At 65.2% G+C, this 16,878-nt stretch carries 21 protein-coding genes; 14 read left to right on the top strand and 7 right to left on the bottom strand.

The window, feature by feature from the left end; translation table 11 throughout:
• Positions 1-114: 114 nt before the first annotated feature.
• From HNP46_RS18055 to HNP46_RS18065, 3 genes are all read left to right on the top strand, one after another.
• Entirely contained in the window at positions 115-915 is an 801-nt protein-coding gene (locus tag HNP46_RS18055; RefSeq protein ID WP_184591523.1) for an RNA polymerase sigma factor, read from the top strand.
• The gene (locus HNP46_RS18060) at positions 912-1,331 is read left to right on the top strand and encodes a PaaI family thioesterase (protein WP_184591526.1); all 420 of its coding nucleotides are present in this window, start codon (positions 912-914) and stop codon (positions 1,329-1,331) included. The genes HNP46_RS18055 and HNP46_RS18060 overlap by 4 nt, the downstream gene beginning before the upstream one ends.
• A gap of 75 nt (positions 1,332-1,406) precedes the next feature.
• Entirely contained in the window at positions 1,407-2,108 is a 702-nt protein-coding gene (locus HNP46_RS18065; RefSeq protein ID WP_184591528.1) for a YebC/PmpR family DNA-binding transcriptional regulator, read from the top strand.
• Positions 2,109-2,155: 47 nt separating this feature from the next.
• On the opposite strand, the gene HNP46_RS18070 is transcribed toward HNP46_RS18065, so the two are convergent.
• On the bottom strand, positions 2,156-2,596 hold the full coding sequence (locus HNP46_RS18070) for a hypothetical protein (protein ID WP_260403199.1): 441 nt from the start codon (positions 2,594-2,596) through the stop codon (positions 2,156-2,158).
• Positions 2,597-2,673: 77 nt separating this feature from the next.
• Complete coding sequence (locus HNP46_RS18075) at positions 2,674-3,570, bottom strand: LysR family transcriptional regulator (RefSeq protein WP_184591532.1); 897 nt, start codon at positions 3,568-3,570, stop codon at positions 2,674-2,676.
• 131 nt (positions 3,571-3,701) lie between these two features.
• On the opposite strand from HNP46_RS18075, the gene HNP46_RS18080 reads away from it, so the two are divergent.
• The 4 genes from HNP46_RS18080 (at position 3,702) to HNP46_RS18095 (ending at position 7,891) form a co-directional block, all read left to right on the top strand.
• Positions 3,702-5,210, top strand: coding sequence for a CoA-acylating methylmalonate-semialdehyde dehydrogenase (locus tag HNP46_RS18080; RefSeq protein ID WP_184591535.1), 1,509 nt, complete (start codon positions 3,702-3,704; stop codon positions 5,208-5,210).
• 136 nt (positions 5,211-5,346) lie between these two features.
• Positions 5,347-6,222 (top strand): 3-hydroxyisobutyrate dehydrogenase, encoded by an 876-nt coding sequence (mmsB, locus tag HNP46_RS18085; protein ID WP_184591543.1) that lies wholly within the window; start codon positions 5,347-5,349, stop codon positions 6,220-6,222.
• A 163-nt stretch (positions 6,223-6,385) separates the two neighbouring features.
• Positions 6,386-7,303, top strand: a complete 918-nt coding sequence (locus HNP46_RS18090; protein ID WP_184591545.1) for a bestrophin family protein — start codon at positions 6,386-6,388, stop codon at positions 7,301-7,303.
• A 21-nt stretch (positions 7,304-7,324) separates the two neighbouring features.
• A complete protein-coding gene (locus HNP46_RS18095; RefSeq protein ID WP_184591547.1) occupies positions 7,325-7,891 on the top strand; it encodes a flavin reductase family protein in 567 nt (188 codons plus the stop codon).
• Here HNP46_RS18095 and HNP46_RS18100 read toward each other — a convergent pair.
• Complete coding sequence (locus HNP46_RS18100; RefSeq protein WP_184591549.1) at positions 7,878-9,263, bottom strand: CoA transferase; 1,386 nt, start codon at positions 9,261-9,263, stop codon at positions 7,878-7,880. The two genes, HNP46_RS18095 and HNP46_RS18100, sit on opposite strands and share 14 nt — an antisense overlap.
• Before the next feature lie 219 nt (positions 9,264-9,482).
• Entirely contained in the window at positions 9,483-9,863 is a 381-nt protein-coding gene (locus HNP46_RS18105; RefSeq protein ID WP_184591552.1) for a hypothetical protein, read from the bottom strand.
• 223 nt (positions 9,864-10,086) lie between these two features.
• Between HNP46_RS18105 and HNP46_RS18110 the strand changes: the two genes are divergently transcribed.
• Both HNP46_RS18110 and HNP46_RS18115 read left to right on the top strand, forming a co-directional pair.
• On the top strand, positions 10,087-10,401 hold the full coding sequence (locus HNP46_RS18110) for a transcriptional regulator (protein ID WP_184591554.1): 315 nt from the start codon (positions 10,087-10,089) through the stop codon (positions 10,399-10,401).
• Positions 10,402-10,514: 113 nt separating this feature from the next.
• Entirely contained in the window at positions 10,515-10,700 is a 186-nt protein-coding gene (locus HNP46_RS18115) for a hypothetical protein (RefSeq protein WP_184591556.1), read from the top strand.
• Positions 10,701-10,706: 6 nt separating this feature from the next.
• Here the strand turns inward: HNP46_RS18115 and HNP46_RS18120 are convergent, their stop codons facing one another.
• Positions 10,707-11,078, bottom strand: a complete 372-nt coding sequence (locus HNP46_RS18120) for a hypothetical protein (protein ID WP_184591557.1) — start codon at positions 11,076-11,078, stop codon at positions 10,707-10,709.
• Positions 11,079-11,510: 432 nt separating this feature from the next.
• On the opposite strand from HNP46_RS18120, the gene HNP46_RS18125 reads away from it, so the two are divergent.
• Positions 11,511-12,224, top strand: a complete 714-nt coding sequence (locus HNP46_RS18125; RefSeq protein WP_184591559.1) for an endonuclease — start codon at positions 11,511-11,513, stop codon at positions 12,222-12,224.
• An 89-nt stretch (positions 12,225-12,313) separates the two neighbouring features.
• Positions 12,314-12,820: a DUF1993 domain-containing protein gene (locus tag HNP46_RS18130; RefSeq protein ID WP_184591561.1), complete on the top strand. Its 507-nt coding sequence runs from the start codon at positions 12,314-12,316 to the stop codon at positions 12,818-12,820.
• 32 nt (positions 12,821-12,852) lie between these two features.
• Here HNP46_RS18130 and HNP46_RS18135 read toward each other — a convergent pair whose 3' ends face one another.
• On the bottom strand, positions 12,853-13,326 hold the full coding sequence (locus HNP46_RS18135; RefSeq protein WP_184591564.1) for an Lrp/AsnC family transcriptional regulator: 474 nt from the start codon (positions 13,324-13,326) through the stop codon (positions 12,853-12,855).
• A gap of 213 nt (positions 13,327-13,539) precedes the next feature.
• On the opposite strand from HNP46_RS18135, the gene HNP46_RS18140 reads away from it, so the two are divergent.
• Positions 13,540-13,794, top strand: a complete 255-nt coding sequence (locus tag HNP46_RS18140) for a hypothetical protein (protein WP_311771820.1) — start codon at positions 13,540-13,542, stop codon at positions 13,792-13,794.
• Between the two features lie 98 nt (positions 13,795-13,892).
• On the top strand, positions 13,893-14,891 hold the full coding sequence (locus HNP46_RS18145) for a bile acid:sodium symporter family protein (protein WP_184591566.1): 999 nt from the start codon (positions 13,893-13,895) through the stop codon (positions 14,889-14,891).
• Positions 14,892-14,948: 57 nt separating this feature from the next.
• On the opposite strand, the gene gorA is transcribed toward HNP46_RS18145, so the two are convergent.
• Positions 14,949-16,307 (bottom strand): glutathione-disulfide reductase, encoded by a 1,359-nt coding sequence (gorA, locus tag HNP46_RS18150; protein ID WP_184591568.1) that lies wholly within the window; start codon positions 16,305-16,307, stop codon positions 14,949-14,951.
• Between the two features lie 88 nt (positions 16,308-16,395).
• Here gorA and HNP46_RS18155 point away from each other — a divergent pair, with 88 nt between their 5' ends.
• Positions 16,396-16,827, top strand: coding sequence for a VOC family protein (locus HNP46_RS18155; protein WP_184591570.1), 432 nt, complete (start codon positions 16,396-16,398; stop codon positions 16,825-16,827).
• Positions 16,828-16,878: the final 51 nt, after the last annotated feature.

Genomic DNA, 16,878 nt, shown 5'->3' on the forward strand with positions numbered 1-16,878 from the left:
GAGGACTGCCAAGCACCTCTTTTCAGCTCAACCGATTTGGCGGTCACAAAAATCAGCGACACCGAGTCCAAGGAAGAACAACCGGCATTTCGTCCGGCACGTCAGGAGGACACCGTGAAGTTTCCCGCCATCGACCCCGAACAGCTGCAGCGCGCCCAGCGCGGCGAACCCGCCGCCCTCGACGCCTTGCTGCTGGCCCTGCAGGCGCCGGTCTACAACCTCGCCCTGCGCATGCTCGGCCGCCGCGAAGACGCCCAGGACGCCAGCCAGGAAATCCTCCTGCGCATTACCACACACCTCGCCAGCTTCCGTGGTGACAGCCAGTTCTCCACCTGGGCCTTCCGCGTCGCCAGCAACGCCCTGCTGACCGCACGCACCAAGGTCCGCGAGACGCCCACCGTGTCGCTGGAAGCGCTGGCCGAGAAACTCGACCTCGGCCTGCGTCTGGCCCAGGCCAATGAGCGCCCGCTGGAACCGGCCGACAAGCTGGCCGCCGAGCGCATCGCCCTCGCCTGTACCCAGGGCATGCTGATGTGCCTGGAGCGCGAGCAGCGCCTGGCCTACGTGCTGGACATCGCCTTCGGCCTGGATTCGGAGACGGCCGCGGCGGTACTGGAGATCGCGCCGGCGGCTTACCGCAAGCGCCTGTCACGGGCGCGCCAGCGGCTGGATGAGTTCATGCATCAGCATTGCGGACTGGTCAATGCGCAGGCGGCCTGTTCCTGCGAGCGCCAGGCCCTGGCACTGCCGGCTGGCGCCAGCGACACCCGCAAGGCCGAAAGCGAACTGCTCGCCCTCACCCGCCTGGCAGATGCGGCGGCGGTTTTCCGCGCACATCCGGACTACCAGGTGCCGCAACGGGTGATCGAAACCGTCCGCGCCGTACTGCAGCAGCACACCGGAGGCTGGCAATGAACGCCATCGCCGACCTGGGCTACCCCGAGGGCTTCCAGCCATTGCAGCGGCGCAATCCCTTGCTGGACCTGCTCGGACCGTTCCTGGTGCGCGGCGAAGGCGAATCCCTTGAACTGGGCCTGCTGCTGGACGAACGCCACACCAATAGCCGCGGCGGCGTGCACGGCGGCATCCTCGCCACCCTGGCGGACATCGGCATGGGTTACGCGATGGCCTTCTCCAGCCAGCCGCCGCAGCCGCTGGTCACCGCCAGCCTGACCCTGGACTACGTTTCCAGCGCACAGATCGGTGACTGGCTGAGCATCCGCCTGCTGCACAGCCGGCTCGGCAAGCAGATGGCTTTCGCCAATGCGCTGCTGTCGGTCGGCGACAAGGTGGTGGCACAAGCCAGCGCGGTGTTCGCGGTCCCGCGCTGATCCGCTGGATATCGCCAGCGGCCGCTTGAGGCCTTAGACTTGCCGCCCATCAGCAACCGCCAGCAAGAGATCACTATGGGCGCCCAGTGGAAAGCCAAACATAAAGAAGTCGCCGCCAACGTCAAAGGCCGCGTGTTCGGCAAACTAGCGAAGGAAATCATGATCGCCGCGCGCAATGGCGCCGACCCGGACATGAACCCGAAACTGCGTCTGGTCGTCGAACAGGCGAAGAAGGCCTCGATGCCCCGCGACACCCTGGAGCGCGCCATCAAGAAAGGCGCCGGCCTGCTGGACGGCGCCGCCAGCTTCGAACGCGTGGTCTACGAAGGTTTCGCCCCGCACCGCGTGCCGGTGATCGTCGAGTGCCTGACCGACAACGTGAACCGCACCATCGCGGAAATCCGCGTGCTGTTCCGCAAGGGCCAGTTGGGCGCTTCCGGCTCGGTGTCCTGGGACTTCGATTACCTGGGTCTGGTCGAGGCCACTCCGGCCAGCGCCGATGCCGACCCTGAACTGGCCGCCATCGAGGCCGGTGCCCAGGACTTCGAGCCGGGCGAAGAAGACGGCGACACCCTGTTCCTCACCGATTCCACCGACCTCGACGCCGTCTGCCGCGCCCTGCCCGAGCACGGCTTCACCGTCGCCTCGGCCAAGCTTGGCTACAAGGCGAAGAACCCGGTGAGCCTGTCCGACGCGGAGCTGGAGGAAGTCGAAGCCTTCCTCGACGCCCTGGACGGCAACGACGACGTGCAGAACCTCTACGTCGGCCTGGCATAACCCGCAGTCGCGAGGGGCTGGGCCATACCCAGCCCCTCGCTGCCGAGTCAGTACAACCCGGTCGCGCTCCCCGGCTCGAAGACCGGAGTCTCATTGGCCTGGATCATGTTGTAGCTCAGCATGAAGGTCACGCCGCCTTCGCTGCCCAGCGTCTGGCTGACCCAGCCGATGGGGTTGTTGAACAGCGAATCATCCGGATTGAGCACGCCAATGGCCGCCGTGTCGGGATCGTCGTCCCAGATGACATCGCCCCAGTGCCAGCCCAGCCCTTCGACGAACTGCCGCCCCAGCAGCGCACCGAGGGCGAACACCGCGTCATCGTCCACCTCGCGCTGCTGCGCCTTGGCATCGCGCACGTACTGGGTGATCGCCGCGACCACCTCGTGGGGCGGTAATTCCGCTGCCAGCTTGAGCAGCTCCTGGCCCTGCTGCTGCAGGTCGGCCAGTTGTTGTTCGAGATCCGCCGACAGCGGGATGATTTCGGCCATGCTTCCTTCTCCTCAAACGGTTCCCGCGCTCTCCTGGCGGGCCCCTGTCACTGTTGAAACTTCCAGCCTGCCGCCGCTCACACGGCACAGCCCATCAGTACGTCCTGGCTGCCTTCGGCCTTCTCCCGCAGGAAATCCCAGGTGGTGCGCATCCGCGCGATGTCCTTGAGCTCCTGGGGCATCAGCATCCAGAAGGTCCGCACGAACTCGATCTCGCCGGCCAGCACCGGCTGCAGCGACGGGTCTTCGGCCGCGGCGAAGGCCGGCAGGATCGCCAGCCCGGCGCCCTCGGCGACCGCGCGCTGCTGGGCAAGGATGCTGGTGCAGCGCAGCGCCATGTGCAGCGGCCGGCCGATCTCGTCGAGGTATTGCAGCTCCTTGCTGTACAGCAGGTCGTCGACATAGCCCACCAGCGCGTGCTCGCGCAGATCGTCGCGGTTGCGGATCGGCCCGCGCTCGGCAAGGTAGTCCTTCGAGGCGTACAGGCGCAGCACGTAATCGGTCAGCCGGGTGATCAGGTACGGGCCGCGGCCGGGGCGCTCCAGGGTGATGACGATGTCCGCTTCGTGGCGCGACAGCTGCAGCGCGCGCGGCACCGCGAGCAGGTCCACGCCCAGGTGTGGATGGCGCTGGTTCAGCTCCACCAGTTGCGAGGTCAGCAGCGTCGATCCGTACCCTTCCGTGGCACCGATGCGCACCTTGCCGGACAGATTGTCCTCGGCGCCGGCCAGGCGTTTCTCGATCACCTTGCAAGCGCTTTCCATGGCTTCGGCCTGGGGCAGCAGGCCGTGGCCGGCCTCGGTCAGCCGGTAGCCGGCGGGCTCGCGCACCAGCAGCTGCGCGCCGATGCTCTTCTCCAGCGCCTGCAGGCGGCGGGCCACCGTGGTGTGGTCCACGCCCAGGCGCCGGGCGGCGACGGTGAGCTTGCCGGCGCGGGAGAGTTCGAGGAAGAAACGCAGGTTGTCCCAGTCCATATCTGCCTCGGCGCAAAGCGTGTGTGCAAAAACGCAGAGCATACTTGCACATCGCCGCATTGAGCACATCAAAAATGCACTGCTAGGATCGGACCACACAACAAGAAAGCCTTCAGGCTGGGAGAACCCCGATGACTGCACCTGCCGTCCCGACCGTCAAACTGTTCCTCGACGGCAAGCCCGTCGAGTCCACCACGTCCGAATGGCGCGAGGTGATCAACCCCGCCACCCAGGAAGTCCTCGCCCACGTGCCCTTCGCCACGCCCGAGGAAGTCGAGCGCGCGGTGGCCAGCGCCAAGGCCGCGTTCAAGACCTGGAAGAAGACCCCCATCGGCGCCCGCGCGCGCATCTTCCTCAAGTACCAGCAACTGATCCGCGAGAACATGAAGGAGCTGGCGGCGATCCTCACCGCCGAACAGGGCAAGACCCTGCCTGACGCCGAAGGCGACGTGTTCCGCGGCCTGGAAGTGGTCGAGCATGCCTCCGCCATCGGCAACCTGCAGCTGGGCGAGCTGGCCAACAACGTCGCCGGCGGCGTGGACACCTTCACCATCCTCCAACCCATCGGCGTCTGTGCCGGGATCACCCCCTTCAACTTCCCGGCGATGATTCCGCTGTGGATGTTCCCGATGGCCATCGCCACCGGCAACACCTTCGTCCTCAAGCCGTCCGAACAGGACCCGATGGTGACCATGCGCCTGGTCGAGCTGGCCCATGAAGCCGGCGTGCCGCCGGGCGTGCTCAACGTCATCCATGGCGGTCCGGACGTGGTGAACGCCATCTGCGACCACCCGGACATCAAGGCCGTCTCCTTCGTCGGTTCGACCCGCGTCGGCACCCACGTCTACAACCGCGCCTCGCTGGCCGGCAAGCGCGTGCAATGCATGATGGGCGCGAAGAACCACGCCGTGGTGCTGCCCGACGCCAACAAGGAGCAGACCCTCAACGCCCTCGCCGGCGCCGCCTTCGGTGCCGCCGGCCAGCGCTGCATGGCGGTGTCGGTGGCGATCCTGGTGGGCGAAGCCAACGAGTGGATTCCCGACCTGGTGGCCAAGGCGCAGACCCTCAAGGTCAGCGGCGGCACCGAGAACGGCACCGACGTCGGCCCGCTGGTTTCCTGCGCGGCGCTGGACCGCGTCAGCGGCCTGATCGAGCGCGGCACCCAGGAAGGCGCCAGGCTGGAGCTGGACGGCCGCAATCCGCAGGTGGCCGGCTACGCCAAGGGCAACTTCGTCGGCCCGACCGTGTTCTCCGGCGTCACCGCGCAGATGAGCATCTACCGCGAGGAAATCTTCGGCCCGGTGCTCTGCGTGGTCTCGGTGAAGACCTTCGACGAGGCCATCGAGCTGATCAACGCCAACCCCAACGGCAACGGCACCGCGCTGTTCACCCGTTCGGGCGCCGCCGCGCGGCACTTCAAGGAAGAGATCGACGTCGGCCAGGTGGGCATCAACGTGCCGATCCCGGTGCCGGTGCCGCTGTTCTCCTTCACCGGCTCGCGCGGCTCCAAGCTGGGCGACCTGGGCCCCTACGGCAAGCAGGTGGTGCAGTTCTATACCCAGACCAAGACCGTCACCGAACGCTGGTTCGATGAGAATGAGGTCGGCGGCGCGGTGAACACCACCATCAACCTCAAGTAATCCGCCAGGCCCGCCCGCCTGCCCCGAGCCGGCCCGGACTTCAGCATGGATGCTGGTCCGGATTCGGCACCACGCGGGCGGGCATCCTTTCAGCGTTCCCGCATCGCCGATCCAGAACAACAAGAGGAATGAACCCATGCGCATCGGATTCATCGGTCTCGGCAACATGGGCGGCCCCATGGCCGCCAACCTGCTCAAGGCCGGCTTCGACCTGAGCGTCTTCGATCTCTCCGCCAAGGCCGTGGAAGCGGCCGTCGCCCTCGGTGCCCGCGCCCTGGCCTCGCCTGCCGAGGTGGCGCGCGACGATGTCGAGGTGATCATCACCATGCTGCCCGCCGCCGCCCACGTGAAGCAGGTCTTCCTCGGCGACGACGGCCTGCTGGCCAACGTGCAGCCCGGCGTGCTGCTGATCGATTCGTCCACCATCGACCCGCTGAACGCCCGCGAGGTCAGCGCCGCCGCCCTTGCCCACGGCAACCCGATGCTGGATGCGCCCGTCTCCGGCGGCACCGCTGGTGCGGCGGCCGGCACCCTGACCTTCATGGTCGGTGGCGAGCAGGCCGACTTCGAGCGCGCCCGCCCGGTCCTCGCCGCCATGGGCAAGAACCTCGTGCACTGCGGCGGCGCCGGCAACGGCCAGGTGGCCAAGGTGGCGAACAACCTGCTGCTGGGCATCTCCATGATCGGCGTGGCGGAAGCCATGTCCCTGGGCGTGAAGCTGGGCATGGACGCGGAAGTCCTGGCCGGCATCATCAACACCTCCAGCGGCCGCTGCTGGAGCTCGGAGGTGAACAACCCGCTCACCGGCGCCCCGGCGGCGCGCGGCTACAGCGGCGGCTTCGGCACCGACCTGATGCTCAAGGACCTGGGCCTGGCCAGCGAGGCCGCCCGGCAGATCCGCCAGCCGGTGCTGCTCGGCGCGCTGGCCCAGCAGCTGTTCCAGACCTTCAGCAACCAGGGCAACGGCCAGCTGGACTTCTCCGCCATCGTCAAGCTCTACCAGCAGGACTGAAAAACCTCCCGTAGGAGCGGACTCCGTCCGCGATGGCTTGCGCCGCGATGCGGATTCATCGCGGACGGAGTCCGCTCCTACGCCTGTTTCTGCTCCCAAGCCTGCCCCTGCGACCCGCCTATCTCGGCTATCATGCGCGCTCCGCCCCACCGGATGCAGCCCGATGATCCTCCGCCCACAAACCCCGACGCTCTGGGTCCTGCTGTTTTCCCTCAAGGGCTCGATCATCCCGGCCATCTGGCGCAAGGTGCTCTACACGGTGCTGCTCAGCTCGCTGGTGGTGGCCACCCACGGCACGCTCTACCACTACAAGGTGATCCTCACCTCCACGCCCTTCACCCTCTGGGGCCTGACGCTGGCGATCTTCCTCGGCTTCCGCAACAACGTCGCCTACCAGCGTTTCTGGGAGGCGCGCACGCTGTGGGGCGAACTGCTGATCGTGACCCGCAACCTGGCGCGGCAGACCCGCTCGCTGCTGCCGGAACTGGACAACGAAGGCCGTCGCCAGCTGGGCAACCAACTGATCGCTTTCACCTATGCCCTGCGCGACCAGCTGCGCGGCATTCCGCAAAGTGACGACGTGCGCCGGCTGCTCGGCGACGAGGCCGCCGCCCTGGCTGCCAGCCGCAGCTCGACCAACGCACTGCTGGCCAGCATCGGCCAGCGCTTCGCAGAACGCGGCCGCACCAGCGGCGCCAGCGACATCACCCTGGCCGCCATCGACCAGCAGGTGACCCGGCTGTCCTACGTGCTGGGTGGCTGCGAGCGCATCCGCAACACGCCGATTCCCTACCCCTACATCCTGATGCTGCACCGCATCGTGCACGTCTACTGCTTCCTGCTGCCCTTCTGCCTGGTGGACAGCATCGGCTGGTTCACCCCGCTGGCGGTGTGCGTACTGGCCTACACCTTCTTCGGCCTGGACGCCCTGGGCGACCAGATCGCCGATCCGTTCGACACCCAACCCAATGACCTGCCGCTGGATGCCATGAGCCGCAACCTGGAAATCGCCGTGCTGGAAATCCTCGGCGAGACCAACCTGCCCGAACCGCTGCAACCGGTGGACGGCCTGCTGCTCTGATCCGGCCCTGAGGAAAACCCGATGAACCACCTGAAAGACGTGCCGCTGAACAAGGCCTATCTCCTGCTCAACCATGGCCCGAGCACCATCGTCACCAGCGAGCACGAAGGCGTCGCCAATGTCATGGCCGCGGCCTGGGTCATGCCGCTGGACTTCGATCCGCCCAAGCTGATGCTGGTGCTCGACCGCAACACCTGGTCGCGCCACCTGGTGGAAGGCTCCGGCGCCTTCGTCATCCAATTGCCGACACGCCTGCAGGCGGAACTGACCCTGGCGGTGGGTTCGAGCAACGGTGGCGAAGGCAACAAGTTCGAGCAGCTGGATATCCGCACGTCGCGTGCGAAGCAGATCGAGGCGCCCATCGTCGATGGCTGCGTGGCCTATCTGGAATGCAAGGTGATCAACGAGCCGCACAACCAGGAGAAATACGACCTGTTCATCGCCGAGGTGGTCGCCGCCTACGCCGATGAGCGCGCCTTCTCCAACGGTCGCTGGCACTTCCCCAGCGACGATCTGCGCACCATCCACTACCAGGCTGGCGGCGCCTTCTTCGCCATCGGCGAGGCGTTCCAGGTCAGTCGGAGCTGATCGACTGCCACTGTGCCGGCGCCGAGCCCAGCTCGGAAGCCGGCAATTCCCAGTACTGCGGAGCGCCGGCCACCTGCAGCGGCGGACGCAGGCGGCGCGCGTAGCCCCACGGCGTGGTTTCGATGCCCGGGGCCAGATCGGCCGCTGTCTCCACAGCCAGCTCTGCTGCCGCAGCGGGCGGCGCGCCGGCTTCCAGCAGGAACTGTGCGGTACGCGCCAACGACAGCCGCCAGCGGCTGCCACGCCCGCTGCGGCGGCGCTCGGCCAGCCCGCGCAGTGCGGCAGCGGCGATCAGGTAGCCGGTAGCGTGATCCAGCGCCTGCACCGGCAGCGGTACTGGTTTGTCGTCGCCACGCCAGCGCTGCCCGGCTTCGGCAATCCCGCAGCTCATCTGCACCAGGCTGTCGAAGCCGCGCCGCTCGCTCCACGGTCCGCTCCAGCCATAGGCGTTCAGGCTGACATCCACCAGGCCCGGAGCGATCGCCCGGCGCACGTCCGCACCAAAGCCCAGGCCATCCAGCGCATCGGCGCGATAGCCGTGCACCAGCACGTCGGCCTCGGCGAGCAGCGCCTGGAAACGCGCACGATCCTCTGGCTGGTGTAAATCCAGGCGCGCGCAGGACTTGCCCAGAGTGACCTCCGGAACCACGCCCGGCTCATCCCAGTGCGGCGGGTCGATGCGCAGTACTTCGGCGCCGTAGCCGGCCAGGAAGCGCGTGGCGACGGGGCCCGCGAGCACGCGGGTGAGGTCCAGAACGCGCAAGCCGGCCAGCGGCCTCTCACGATCGACCTCGATAGCCAGCGCAGGTGCGGAAATCAGCTGCAGCTCGCGCAACACCAACGGCTCGCGGGAAACAGCAAGCCCCTGCGGATGCTGCTGCCAGGCCTCCCAGGAGCGCATCTGCGCCGCGCAACCGCCCGCCTCGACAATCGCCAGCTCCAACTCGGCGGCGCTCCAGTCAGCCACGGCAGCGGCCACCTGCTCGCGCTCATTGCCGACTCCGAGCACGCGGAGCGCGGCGTCACGATGGTGAGAAGCATTGGTGTGCAGGCGGATCCAGCCGTCGCTGGTGCGGTAGTTGCCGGCGATCGCGTCCCACAGCTCTGGCGGCGTCCACCCCTGGGGCCGCAGCGAAGTGGAGAACCAGAAGCTCGCCAACCGACGATCCACCACCAGCGAGGCAGCCGCACCGGCTTCCGGCTCCAGCCACTCGCCCAGGGCAAGGCCGGCAGCGGCAATGCTGGCGGCGGCCAGTTCGGTCACGGCGAAGGCCGAAGGCAAGGCGCCGTCGCCGCGAAACGCCAATTGTCCCAGACGCTCGGTCTGTCCACCCAGGGCGGCCCATAGTCGTTCGGCAAGAATCCGCTGCATGTCTATCTCCGGCGTTCCCGTGGAACCACCACCATAGCCGCGCAGCTTCTGGCAGGCGAGCCGACCTTGGTCGGCAGGCAATAAAAAGCCCGCATGGAAGCGGGCTTTCGATGGGGAGCTAATCCCTTAGCTGATTTCCATCCTCTGCCCCCGGGTGTGAAAAAAACGTGAAGGGACAGCCGGTGGACACATTTTGTGGGAGATCGGCAATCAGCTTGATCAGCTCGAATAGTCCAGCGCCGTCCAGACACGGCTGAGTCCGTCGCTGATCCGGCACGCGGACAGATCGCCCGCTTCGCCGTGGGAAGACAGGCGCACGGTGGAGTTCCCCTCGCCTTCGGTCAACCACTGCAGGCGCCCGCAGTTGGCCGTGTCGATCACGTAGCTGGCGGCGATGGCGGACCGCTCCCTGGGCAGACGAATGGCGTCGCGCACGGTGCCGCGCTCCTCGATGCGCTTGCCGTCGGCCACCAGCACCGCCCAGGCCTCCTTGCCGTCGATGACGAGATAGGCGCCATTGGCGCGCGGGACGTCAGCCTGGGGTTGGGCGCAGCCCGCCAGCATCACCACACCTGCGCAAAGCATCAGTTTCTGCAGCATCGCCATCGCTCCTGTTCTTCGAGGAATGCCCGCCAGCCCAGTGGCGACGGGCACTTCAGGGTTTCTGTCAGATCGTGGAAGTGATACTAGGAGAAAACACTGTTCATGCATACAGTATTTTGCGAAAATTTTTTAAACCATCGACGAATGGCCGGAGTCCATTGGCTACGTCGATCACCTCGGATAACAGGGCATGGGCCTGACACCCATTGAGGAGCAAGCGATGGTGAGCATCCATCAGCTGAAATACACCGTGAACCACATGACCATCGAAGAAGTCAGCGAGGCCGTGGCGGAACTGCAATTGGAGGGGTTGGTCACAGAGGGCAAGACGCCCTTCAGCCGAACCCACTTCAACGTCTGCTTCGCGGAAATCGAAGCCCTGATGCAGCGCGCGGGTTATCACCGTCCGCTGGACGTGGTGGGCTACCAGGGCCAGGCCTACGCCATGTTCGACCCCAGTCGCTGGGACGCCGTGGAAGTGCTGCGCTGGCTGAAGGAATACGTCGAGGAATCGAAGGCGGTCAGCACCGCCTGAAGGCGCGTGCCTTTTCGCAGGTCGCGGTTGCGGGAGCAGCGACTTGCGAAGGACCACCCAGCGCACTAATGTCCCATGCACTTTTTCCCGCTTGCCGAATCAAGGACGATTCCATGAGCGACCCTTCCCCCGATGACAACTGGCTCTGGGCCTACCGCAAACTCCGTAGCTGGGATGTGGGCCGGGTCAGCTCCGCCTTTCTCGCCACACTCTTCCATTACCGCGGCGACACCGGGCTGTTCTACAGCCACGGCGGCCTGCGCAAATCCCGCCTGACCCGCGACGATTCGATCGACTGAGCGAACCTATTGCTGCTGGTAGTAGCCGTTACCCCGCGGATACACCGCGCCATTGGGGTACTCGATGCTCTGGCGGACGCCGCCGCTACCCTGGTCGATGATCACCGTGCCCGAACGCGTTTCGCCGTAGCTGCGAGGTACCTGCGTGCCCCCGTACCCGTCGTAGGTCTGCCAGCTGGAGGATGTTCCCACGCTGCCGCTGGAACCGGGGCTGACATAGATGCGCTGGACGGCCGGCGGCGATTGCTGCCATTGCGGCTGGGTCTGGTAGCGCGGCTGATTCTGGGGCTGGACTTCCTGCCCGGAAAACTTCTGAGCGAATGCCGGCAATGCCAGGGCACAACAGGCGGCCACTGCCAGGCTTCTGAGATCGATCATGGCGATCTCCCGATGGGGAAAGGCTTCAGCTTACCAAGCCTGGGTGAATCCGTGGAGCCTCACGCATCAAACCTATTTAATACTTATAATTCAATATCTTACTTGCGATAAATAATGTTTCCTCGAGAAAAATTCTCATAATCTGGACTGGCGAGTTCCAAATCCCATCACCTCCAGTGGATCACGTCAGAAAACAGCAAGATACAGCGCTTAGCTCAAGTGATTTATAGAATATTTTATTCATATTAATCAAAAGCTTACGCCTCATACTTAAAGCAATTAGGGAAAAAATCAGCGTTCCAGCCCGCATGCCCAGCCCGAAAATGGCACAGCCACAGCCAGCGGGTTGAATCGACCCTTGCCATTCCATTGCCACGATTGGCATTTCTTTCTCAATCAGTAAGATGCAGCGACTTTCGTAAGGAACGCCTCATGTTCGGACGCTGCCTGACCCTGCTGCTGATCCTCGCCATTCCCACCGCCGCTTCCGCCGCCGCACCGCGCACCTTCGAGGAAGCCAAGAAGGTCGGTCGCAAGCTGTACGCCCGACAGTCGGTGGAGTTCTATTGTGGCTGCCGCTACAACGGCACCAAGGTCGACCTGAAGAGTTGCGGCTACACCCCGCGCAAGAACGCCAACCGCGCAGCGCGCATCGAATGGGAGCACATCGTCCCCGCCTGGGTGATCGGCCACCAGCGTCAGTGCTGGCAGAGCGGCGGGCGCAAGAACTGCACGCGCAATGATCGGGTATATCAGAAGGCCGAGGCCGACCTGCACAACCTGGTGCCGAGCATCGGCGAAGTCAACGGCGACCGGAACAACTTCAGCTTCGGCTGGCTGCAGCAGAAGCCGTCGCAATATGGCGCCTGCCCGATGGTGGTGGACTTCAAGGCCCGCAAAGCCATGCCGCGCCCACAGATCCGCGGCATGATCGCCCGCACCTACTTCTACATGAGCGACCGCTACGGCCTGAAGCTGTCCCGCCAGGACCGCCAGCTGTTCAGCGCCTGGAGCAAGCAGTACCCGGTGGAAGCCTGGGAGCGCCAGCGCAACCAGATGGTTGGCTGCGTCATGGGCTGGGGCAACCCCTATGTCGGCCCGATCGAGACCGACCGCTGCCCGGCGCCGAAAATGGCCCGACGCTGATGCCTGGCGACAGCCGCCAGCGCCGGCAGTAGACTCCGACAGCCGTCCAGCGCGACGAGCCCCACTTATCTCTGTCTGGAGTACGCAGCATGTCCTTCTCGATCTACCAGGCTTCGGTTCCCGTCTTCATCCGCATGCTCGGCAACCTTTCGGTGATACTCACCAAGGCCGCCGAGCACGCCCAGGCCAAATCCATCGATCCTGCCGTCCTGATCAATGCCCGCCTCGCGCCGGACATGTTCGCCCTGGCCCGCCAGGTACAGATCGCCACCGACTCCGCCAAGGGCGCCGGTGCGCGCCTGGCCGGCGTCGAGGTGCCGAGCTTCGCCGATGAGGAGACCACTTTCGACGAGCTGCAGGCGCGCATCGCCAAGACCGTCGACTTCCTCAAGTCGCTCAAGCCCGAGCAGTTCGCCGGCGCCGAAGAGCGCACCATCGAACTGAAACTGCGCACCCGCGAAGTCAGCTTCAAGGGCGCGGACTTCCTGCTGGGCTTCGTCAACCCGAACTTCTATTTCCACATCACCACGGCCTACGACATCCTCCGCCACAACGGCGTGGAAGTCGGCAAGATGGATTACCTGGGCGGCGTCTGACCGCCCCGGGCGCCGGGCTTGCCGGCGCCCTTTCAGCCGCGCGGCAGCGGCAGCGTGGTGGTCGACTTGATCTCCGAAAGCGCCACGATGGAGTTGATCTCCTGCACCCCCGGCACCTGCGACAAGCGTTCGAAGAAGAAGCGCTCGTAGGCCTCCACGTCCTCGGTGACGATGCGCAACATGAAGTCCACCGCCCCCATCAGCACGTGGCATTCCAGCACCTCCGGAAATGCCTCCATGGCCTGGGCAAAATCGGTCAGGTGATTGCGCCCGTGGGCGTTGAGCTTCACCTGGGCAAAAATCTGTGTGTTCAGGCCGATCTTCTTGCGATCCAGGAGGGTCACCTGCTTGCGGATCACTCCCTCTTCCTTCAAACGCTGGATACGGCGCCAGCAGGGCGACTGGGACAGACCGATGCGCTCGGCGATCTCCGCCGTGGAGAGCGTCGCCTCTTCCTGAAGCAGAGCGAGGATCCTGCGGTCATGGGCATCCAATGAAACAGGCATGAACAAGTCTCTTCAGGTTGATATTCAGACTTATTAATGCACACAAAATCGCACAGAGGCAGAAAGCAGGCAAATAAATCCTCCTGAGTGGCTGCAGAATCTTCCCACTCCCAACTGCTTCGGCCAGCCGCCATGACACTCCCTGCGCTCCACCTCGTCGAATTTCCCGCGCCCGCCCTGGACCGCCCCGTCCCTACGGAATCCGCTGCCGACGTGCGCTACCTGATCCGCGCGGAGCTCGATGCCGATATTCTCTGTCGACTGCTGAACCAGTTCGCACTCCAGGGCCACGTACCGGCCGAGGTCGAGTCCTCGCGCCGGGAGGACTGGCTGGACATTGCCCTGCGGGTGGACAGCCTGCCGCGCCACCGTGCCGAAGTGATCGCCCAGCGCATGCGCGGCATGGTCAGTGTATGGTCGGTGGACCTGCACGTTCACGCTGCCGAATCTGTCCTTTCAGCGACATAAGCTGGCTTTCTGGCGTTAGCCGGCACTTTCTCAGGGGCTTAGAGTGCGAACCTGACCCTAGCGGTCTTTCACACACAACAACGATGAGAGATGTGCCCATGGCTCGCCCACGCCTGCTCCCCGACAACTTCACCCTGGCGCTGATCGCCACCGTGACCGTTGCCAGCCTGCTGCCCTGCCAAGGCACCGCCGCGGTGATCTTCGGCTGGATCACCAACCTGGGTATCGCGCTGCTGTTCTTCCTCCATGGCGCGAAGCTGTCGCGCCAGGCGATCATCGCCGGCGCCACCCACTGGCGCCTGCACCTGCTGGTGTTCGCCTGCACCTTCATCCTCTTCCCGATCCTCGGCATGGCGCTCAAGCCGGTACTGTCGCCGCTGGTCACCCCGGACCTGTACCTGGGCATGCTCTACCTCTGCGCCCTGCCCGCCACCGTGCAGTCGTCCATTGCCTTCACTTCCCTGGCGCGCGGCAACGTACCCGCCGCGATCTGCAGCGCTTCGGCCTCCAGCCTGATGGGCGTTTTCCTCACCCCACTGCTGGTGCAATTCCTGATCGGCGCCCATGGCGATACCGGCATCTCCACGCTCGACGCCATCGGCAAGATCACCCTGCAGCTGCTCGTGCCCTTCATCGCCGGCCAACTGCTGCGCCACTGGATCGGCGCCTGGGTCGAACGCAACAAGCCGGTGCTGAAATACGTCGACCAGGGTTCGATCCTGCTGGTGGTCTACACCGCCTTCAGCGCCGCGGTGATCCAGGGCCTCTGGCACCAGATTCCGCTGCCCGCCCTGGCCGGCCTGGTAGTCGCCTGCTGCGTCCTGCTGGCCCTGGCGCTGATCGCAACCAACCTGCTGGGCCGCTACCTGGGCTTCTCCCTGGAAGACCGCATCACCATCGTCTTCTGCGGCTCGAAGAAGAGCCTGGCCACCGGCGTGCCCATGGCTTCGGTGCTGTTCGCCAGCAGCACGGTCGGCGTGATCCTGCTGCCGCTGATGCTGTTCCACCAGATCCAGCTGATGGTCTGCGCCGTGCTCGCCCAGCGTTATGCGCAGCGCCAGGATGACAGCCATGCGCCCCTGGAGCGCGCCAACTGACGGCTGGAAAGCGCGCAGAAAAAAGCCGGTGCAGCTGCACCGGCTTTTTTATTGTCCTCAGGCGCCGACTGGCGTACGCATGGTGACGAACTCCTCGGCGGCCGTCGGGTGAATGCCGATGGTTTCATCGAACACCCGCTTGGTGGCTCCGGCCTTGAGCGCAATGGCGATGCCCTGGAGCATCTCGCCGGCATCCGGGCCGACCATGTGGCAACCGAGCACCTTGTCGGTATCGGCGTCGACCACCAGCTTCATCAACGTCCTTTCCTGGCATTCCGTCAGGGTCAGCTTCATCGGCCGGAAGCGGCTCTCGAACAGCTTCACCTTGTGCCCGGCGCTGCGCGCCTCGTCCTCGGTCAGGCCAACGGTGCCGATGTTCGGCAGGCTGAAGACGGCCGTGGGGATCAGCTTGTAGTCCACCGGACGATATTCCTCCGGGCGGAACAGCTTGCGCGCCAGCGCCATGCCCTCGGCCAGCGCCACGGGGGTCAACTGCACTCTGCCGATGACGTCGCCGATGGCGTGGATCGACGGCTCGCTGGTGCCATAGGACTCGTCCACCTTGACGTAGCCACGCTCATCCAGCGCGACCGAGACATTCTCCAGGCCCAGGTTGTCCAGCTGCGGACGGCGACCCGTGGCATAGAACACACAATCGGTCTCCAGCACGCGGCCATCCTTCAGGGTGGCGGCCAGGGTGCCATCGGCCTGCTTGTCGATGCGGGCAATATCGCTGTTGAACTGCAGGTCCAGCCCCTTCTTGCTCAGCTCATCGCGCAGATGCTCGCGCACGCTACGATCGAAGCCGCGCAGGAACAGCTCCTTGCGGTACAGCAGCGAAGTCTGCGCACCGAGGCCGTGGAAGATCCCGGCGAACTCCACCGCGATATAGCCGCCGCCCACCACCAGCACCCGGCGCGGCAGGGATGGGAGGAAGAACGCCTCGTTGGAAGTGATCGCATGTTCCTTGCCGGGGATATCCGGCACCTGCGGCCAGCCACCGGTGGCGATGAGGATGTGTTTGGCGCGGAAACTCTGCCCGTCGACCTCCACGGTATGCGCGTCCTTCAGACTGGCGTGCCCTTCCAGCAGCGTGACGCCGCTGTTCACCAGCAGGTTGCGGTAGATGCCGTTGAGCCGATGGATTTCCCGGTTCTTGTTGGCGATCAGGGTCGACCAGTCGAACTTCGCCTCACCCAGGGTCCAGCCGAACCCGGAGGCCTGTTCGAAGTCTTCATGGTAATGGGCGCCGTAGACCAGCAGCTTCTTCGGCACGCAACCGACGTTGACGCAGGTGCCGCCCAGGTAGCGGCTTTCCGCCACGGCCACCTTGGCGCCGAAGCCCGCGGCGAAGCGCGCGGCGCGCACGCCGCCGGAACCCGCACCGATGACGAACAGGTCAAAATCGAAAGACATCATGGATCTCCGCTGGGATATGCCAGGCAGCATACCTCATGCCGCCTGTCCTATCCTGCCATCAGCCGACCGCGAAGGAGGTACCGCCATGCGCTCGACGCTGACCCATCTGGCCTTGCATGTGCCCGACCTGGATGCCTGCATCGCCTTCTATGAGCGCTTCTGCGGCATGCGAGTCATCCATCAGCGCGAAGGCAAGGGGTCGCGCATCGTCTGGATGGCGGAGCCGGGCAAGGAACACCAGTTCATCTTCGTCATCATGCCCGGCGGCCAGGAACGGCACCTGGCCAGCGATGATTACAGTCACTTCGGCTTCGCCGTGGAATCCCGTGAAGCGATCGACCAAATTGCCCGCGAAGCGGCCGCCGCCGGCTGCCTGATCTGGGCGCCACGCGACGAACCTTATCCGGTTGGCTACTACTGTGGATTGCGCGATCCGGCCGGCAACTACGTCGAGTTCAGCTACGGCCAGCCACTGGGGCCCGGCTCGGAAGCCATGCCAATCCCCCGTTCGATGTAGGGTCGGAAACGAAAAAGCCACCCGAAGGTGGCTTTTTCAAGATCGATAAAG

The organism is Pseudomonas nitroreducens, from assembly GCF_014204515.1.
Lineage (GTDB): Bacteria > Pseudomonadota > Gammaproteobacteria > Pseudomonadales > Pseudomonadaceae > Pseudomonas > Pseudomonas nitritireducens_A.